This window comes from Mesorhizobium sp. M5C.F.Ca.IN.020.29.1.1, from assembly GCF_003997375.1.
Lineage (GTDB): Bacteria > Pseudomonadota > Alphaproteobacteria > Rhizobiales > Rhizobiaceae > Mesorhizobium > Mesorhizobium wenxiniae.
Window position 1 is genome coordinate 1 of record NZ_RZSW01000423.1, and the last position, 5,575, is coordinate 5,575.

The 5,575-nt window shown below is 64.3% G+C and carries 6 protein-coding genes; all 6 read left to right on the plus strand.

The window, feature by feature from the left end:
• Window positions 1-545, plus strand: a 545-nt coding sequence (locus tag EOA85_RS26020; RefSeq protein ID WP_206523370.1) for a PLP-dependent transferase, incomplete at its 5' end; no start/stop codon positions are given.
• A gap of 127 nt (window positions 546-672) precedes the next feature.
• A complete protein-coding gene (locus tag EOA85_RS26025) occupies window positions 673-861 on the plus strand; it encodes a DUF1059 domain-containing protein (protein WP_127211681.1) in 189 nt (62 codons plus the stop codon).
• Between the two features lie 192 nt (window positions 862-1,053).
• A complete protein-coding gene (locus EOA85_RS26030; RefSeq protein WP_127211682.1) occupies window positions 1,054-2,031 on the plus strand; it encodes a GlxA family transcriptional regulator in 978 nt (325 codons plus the stop codon).
• A 143-nt stretch (window positions 2,032-2,174) separates the two neighbouring features.
• Window positions 2,175-3,479 (plus strand): Xaa-Pro peptidase family protein, encoded by a 1,305-nt coding sequence (locus EOA85_RS26035; protein WP_127211683.1) that lies wholly within the window; start codon window positions 2,175-2,177, stop codon window positions 3,477-3,479.
• Between the two features lie 355 nt (window positions 3,480-3,834).
• On the plus strand, window positions 3,835-4,515 hold the full coding sequence (locus tag EOA85_RS26040) for an isochorismatase family protein (protein ID WP_127211684.1): 681 nt from the start codon (window positions 3,835-3,837) through the stop codon (window positions 4,513-4,515).
• 27 nt (window positions 4,516-4,542) lie between these two features.
• Window positions 4,543-5,535, plus strand: coding sequence for an alpha/beta hydrolase (locus tag EOA85_RS26045; protein WP_245486007.1), 993 nt, complete (start codon window positions 4,543-4,545; stop codon window positions 5,533-5,535).
• Window positions 5,536-5,575 lie beyond the last annotated feature (40 nt).

Consider the following 5,575-nt stretch of genomic DNA (forward strand, 5'->3'; position numbering starts at 1 on the left):
ATTCCGACATGGTCGGCGGCGTCGCCGTGGTCGGCGACAACAAGGATCTCGCCGACCGGCTGAAATTCCTGCAGAACGCCATCGGCGCCATTTCCGGGCCGTTCGACAGTTTTCTGGCGCTGCGCGGCCTCAAGACGCTGGCGCTGAGGATGGAGCGCCATTCGTCGAACGGCCAGAAGATCGCGCACTGGCTGGAAAGCCGCCCCGACATCCGCCGGGTCATCTATCCCGGTCTCACCAGCCACCCGCAGCATGCCATCGCCAGGCGGCAGATGCATGCCTTCGGCGGCATGATCACGGTCGAGCTCGACCGCGACCTCGCCGGCACCAAACGCTTCCTTGAACACACGCAACTGTTCACGCTGGCCGAAAGCCTCGGCGGCGTCGAAAGCCTGATCGAGCACCCGGCGCTGATGACGCACGGCTCGATCCCGGCCGGGAAGCGGGCCGAGATTGGGATTTCCGATTCGCTGGTGCGGTTGTCGGCCGGGATCGAGGACGGCGATGATCTGATTGCGGATCTGGATCAGGCGCTGGCGAGTTGAGCGGGGCCGTCCCGTTGGATAGTGGCGTCAGGTTGAAATTTCCCGGCTGACTGGAGCATCCAACTGTGAATTGACAAAGGCGACGTACCCTCGCTTTGCTATCTGGGCAACCCTGGGAGGGAAAGCCATGGCTTACTCGTATCGTTGCAGGAACTATCCGGGAAACGAGGCATGTCCAGCGACGTTCACGGCAGAGACCGAGGCGGAAGTGATGAAGCATGTCGAACTTCACGGCGCGATCGCTCATGGGGAAGACCCGAAGCAATGGTCGCCGGAAGACCGTGAACAGGTCAAGAAGCTAATTGTAGCTACCTAAACCTGCTGATGGAACGCGCAGAGCGCCCGTCACGATCTCCAATGCTTCGGCAAGCATTTAGGAGTTCGGCCCGATAGGCGACGCCGCCTAGACGCGGTGAAAATTTCAACTGACCACCACCGCCCGTTGACCTGAGTGGCATCCGGCGGAACTGTGGTCTTTCCTGAAATTGCCGACAGGCACGATTGAAGCATGTCCATTCGCGAGCGCCACCAACCACCGGCAACCGAAGGCCCCCTCACCTTCGCGGTGCTGGTCTTCCCCGGCTTTCCGATGATGGCGTTCAGTTCGGTCATCGAGCCTTTGCGCGCGGCGAATGTGCTGGCGAAGCGGGAATGCTACCGCTGGATCATCGTCGGCGCCGCCGAGGGGCCGGTCGAGGCCTCGAACGGCGTCGTCATCCAGCCCGGCTTCTTCGCCGAAAATGCGCCGAAGGTCGACCGCGTCGTCGTCTGCTCGGGCGGTGATGCCGATCATCTCGTCGCGGAGGACGCGGTGGGCTGGATCCGCAGGAGCCTGCGCGGCGGCGCCCATATCGGCGCGGTGGCGGATGCCGCGTTCTTCCTTGCCCGCGCGGGCCTGCTCGACGGCCATGCCTGCACCTTGCACTGGACCAGCCAGGCCGCCTTCACCGAGGCCTTTCCGGACATCGAGCTCAGGCGCGATCTCTACGTCATCGACCGCAAGCGCTTCACCTCGGCCGGCGGCGTCGGCAGCCTCGACATGATGCTGGAGATCATCACATCAGACTATGGCCCCGAACTTGCCGCCGGCGTCGCCGAATGGTTCGTGCACAGCCCGCTGCGCTCCAGCGTCGACCGCAAGCTGATGCCGCTGCGCTTACGCACCGGCGTCCAGAACGAACTGGTGCTGTCGGCCATCGCCATCATGGAGGATGCGGTGGAGGAGCGGCTCGGGATGGCGGAGCTGGCTGTGAAGCTGGGCGTCTCCTCCGACAAGCTCGAACGAAACTTCCGCTCAGAGCTCAACATCTCGCCCAACGGCTATTACCGCCGCCTGCGGCTGAAGCGCGCCGCCGATCTCCTGGCGCATTCGACGCTGATGGTGCGCGACGTGGCGCTGGCCTGCGGCTTCGCCTCGATGTCGAGTTTTGCGCGGGCATTTCGGGAGGAGCATGGGCACGCGCCGAAGGTGGCGCGGAGGCATTAGGTCTTGCGAGACGTTGGCGGGACACGGGGCTTCGTAGAGCGCTACGGAACGACTTCAAGCGGCATCCGGCACAACATCTGCGGCATCCCGCACAGCCTCTGCGCGGCGCATGGCTCATCTTCTCCACCTCCAGGAGGCACCCGATGAGCATCGTCGTTTTCGACCCCGACAGCACCGAGGACGTTGACTTCAAGGACCGCATGCGCCACCCGGCGGCGGCCGACCCGGCCGGCGGCATGTGGCTGTCCGATACCGAGCCGTCCTTCATCGATGCGGACGCGCTGCGCAAGGGGCGGCTGGCCAGGCTGCGCGCCTGGATGCGCGAGGCCGGCTATGGCGCCGTCGTGCTGTTCGATCCCTACAACCAGCGCTACGCCACCGGCTCGCGCAACATGTTCGGCTATTTCCTGCGTAACTCGACGCGCTACTTCTTCATCCCGGCATCGGGGCCGATTGTGCTGTTCGAGTACCCGCAGAGCTACCATGTCTCGATGGTGCTCGACACGATCGACGAGGCGCGGCCGTCCAAGCTGGTGTGGTCTTCGGTGTCGGGCCGCGACGACGAAACCGCAGGTCCATTCGCCGACGAGATCGCCGAACTTCTCAAGGCGCATGGCGGCGGCTCGATGAAGCTCGGCCTCGACCGCTGCGGCCATCTGCAGGCGCTGGCGCTGGAAAAGCGCGGCTGCGAGGTCAGGGATTGCCAAGGTGAAATTCTCGCCGTGCGGGCAGTGAAGACGCCGGAGGAAGTAAAATGCCTGCAGGTGTCGATGGCCGGCGCCGAGGCCGCCGTCTATGCAGTGCGTGAGGCGATCAAACCCGGCGTTTCCGAAAACGATCTGTTCGCCATCATGTATCACGAAGTGATCCGGCAAGGCGGCGAGTTCATCGAAACCCGCCTCTTGACCTCCGGCCAGCGCACCAACCCGTGGTTCAACGAAGCCAGCGGCCGCAAGATCAGGCCGGGCGAACTTTTGGCGCTGGATACCGATACGATCGGCTGCTACGGCTATTACTCGGACTTCTCGCGCACCTTCCGCTGCGGGCCGGGCAAGCCGACGGATTATCAGAAATCGCTCTACCGCATGGCCCACGACCAGGTTCAGCACAACATCTCGATCGTCAAGCCGGGCATGGCGTTTCGCGAGATTGCCGAAAAGGCCTGGAAGATACCGGACCGCTTCGTCGACCAGCGCTATACGTCGGTGATGCACGGCGTCGGCATGCATGGCGAGACGCCGTTCATCGCGCATGCCATGGACTACGAGACCTATGGCCGCGACGGCTTTGTCGTGCCTGGCATGGTGGTGAGCGTCGAGAGCTATATCGGCGAGAAAGGCGGCCGCGAGGGCGTCAAGCTCGAGGACGAGATCCTGGTCACCGAAACCGGCACCGAGCTACTGTCGCGCTTTCCCTATGAAGACGATTTCCTGGAGAAACAGGTTTGACGCTCATTCCCTCGCGCAGCAGTTTTGATAGCCGGACGCGTTTGACCGGTCGCAGGCCTTGGCGACTGTCGCAAACACCCTTCGCTTCGTCGTCCTGGGGCGGAGCAAGGAGCGCAGCGACACGGCGCAGACCCCAGGATCCATGTCGTGACTTCAGAGCGCTGCTGCGGTGCGGAATTCTGTTCCGCCGCACTCCTCGACAGCCGTCACGGCATGGATCCCAGGGTCTCCGCGACGGAGCTTCGCTCCTGCTTCGCCCTGGGATGACGAAGCTGGCTAGGCGTCAGCCAATCCCCACGGCTTGCGGTAGCCCACCGAAAGGAACAGCGTTGGCCGGGAAGCCAGGCGCGGTCGCATGAAAACGCCCATTTCCATCGAACGCGGCACGGCGGCCGCGGTTTTCGTCGATCTCCAGGAGGAGCATCGGCAGGACAAGCGCTATCTGGTCGAGGGTTTTGGCGACATTCTCGCTAACGTCCAGCGCCTGCAGGCGACGGCGCGGGCCAATGATGTGCTGCTTTATCATTCGGCCTATATCGTCGATCTCACCAGGGAGGCGCGGCGGTTCCATCCAGTCGATGCGAATGGCAGGTCGGCTTTCTCCGACAAGGACGATCCGTTGACGGCGATCTGTCCGGAAGTGGCGCCGGTCGCCGGCGAGATGATGCTGGTCAAAACTGAGGCCAGCGCCTTCGGTGCGGGCCCTGCCGGCGGCCGGCTCAAGGCTAGAGGGATCGAGTGGCTGGTCGTTGCCGGCGTGTGGACCGAGGCCTGCATCGACGCCACCGTCAGGGATGCGGTATCGTCAGGCTTTCGCGTGCTTTTGGTCAAGGATGCCTGCGGCAGCGGCAGCACTGCGATGCACCAGACCGCGATCCTCAACCTTGCCAACCGGCTCTATGGCGGCGCCGTGACCACGACCGAAGGCGCTTGCCGATTGATGGCAGGCGAGACGGTCGATGCATGGCGGGTGGTGGGCTCGGTGCCTTTGCGCTTCACCTATGAAAACGCGGCCCAGCTCTACGAAGAGCTCTGACGCTTCCAGCGGATTTGGTGGGACCGGATGGCGATGGTCAGCGATGCCGCAAAGCCCGAGACAGCAAAGCGCGGAAAATACGCGACGCTGCTCGACCCGGCGCTGTGGACCTATATCGACCGGGTCAATGCATGGTATCCGCCCGGCATGGACCTGCCGGTCGACAAGCAGCGGTCGGTCTATGACGCGATGTGCCGGGCGTTCCACGCAGGCATTCCTGCAGGTGTCGAAGCCAGCGACGGCACGGTTGCCGCCGGCAGCCGTGCGATCCCGATCCGGCGCTACCAGCTCGCGGGGAAGGCGCCGAAAGCGATGGTCGTCTATTATCACGGCGGCGGCTTCGTGCTTGGCGGGCTCGACAGCCATGACGACATCTGCGCCGAGATCTGCGCCGACACCGGCTTTGCCGTGCTGTCCGCCGACTACCGGCTGGCACCCGAACATCTGCATCCGGCCGCCTTCGACGATGCGCTGGCGGTGTTCGAATGGGTAGCGGCGACAGCCGGCCTGCCGATCGTGCTGGGCGGCGAGAGCGCCGGCGGCAATCTTGCCGCTGGGGTGGCGCATGCGACGCGCCATCATCCTCGCCCCGCAATCGGCCAGGTGCTGATCTATCCCGATCTGGGCGGTCCGGAGCCAGGCGGCAAAGAGAGCGCCGGCTCCTATGTCGAGCACGCCGAGGCGCCGCTGCTGACGCTCAGCGACATCGAATATTACAGACAAGTCCGCTCCGGCAAGACACAGTCACCAGCCGACCCGACCTTCCTGCCGCTGCGCGACAGCGATTTCTCTGGCCTGCCGCCGACGGTGGTCGTCACCGCGCAATGCGACCCGTTGTCGTCGGACGGCGAAGCCTATCGCGACCGCATCCTTGCCGCCGGCGGTCGCGCCTGGTGGTACGAAGAGCCGCGCCTCGTGCACAGCTTCATGCGCGCCCGCAAAACCGTGCCGCGGGCCAGCGAGGCGTTCACCCGCATCGTCGCCGCCATCGCCACGCTTGGCAAGGGCGAGTGGTTGTAGTGACAAGGCTGGTGTGATTTGCCCCCTTCGCCCTTACCAG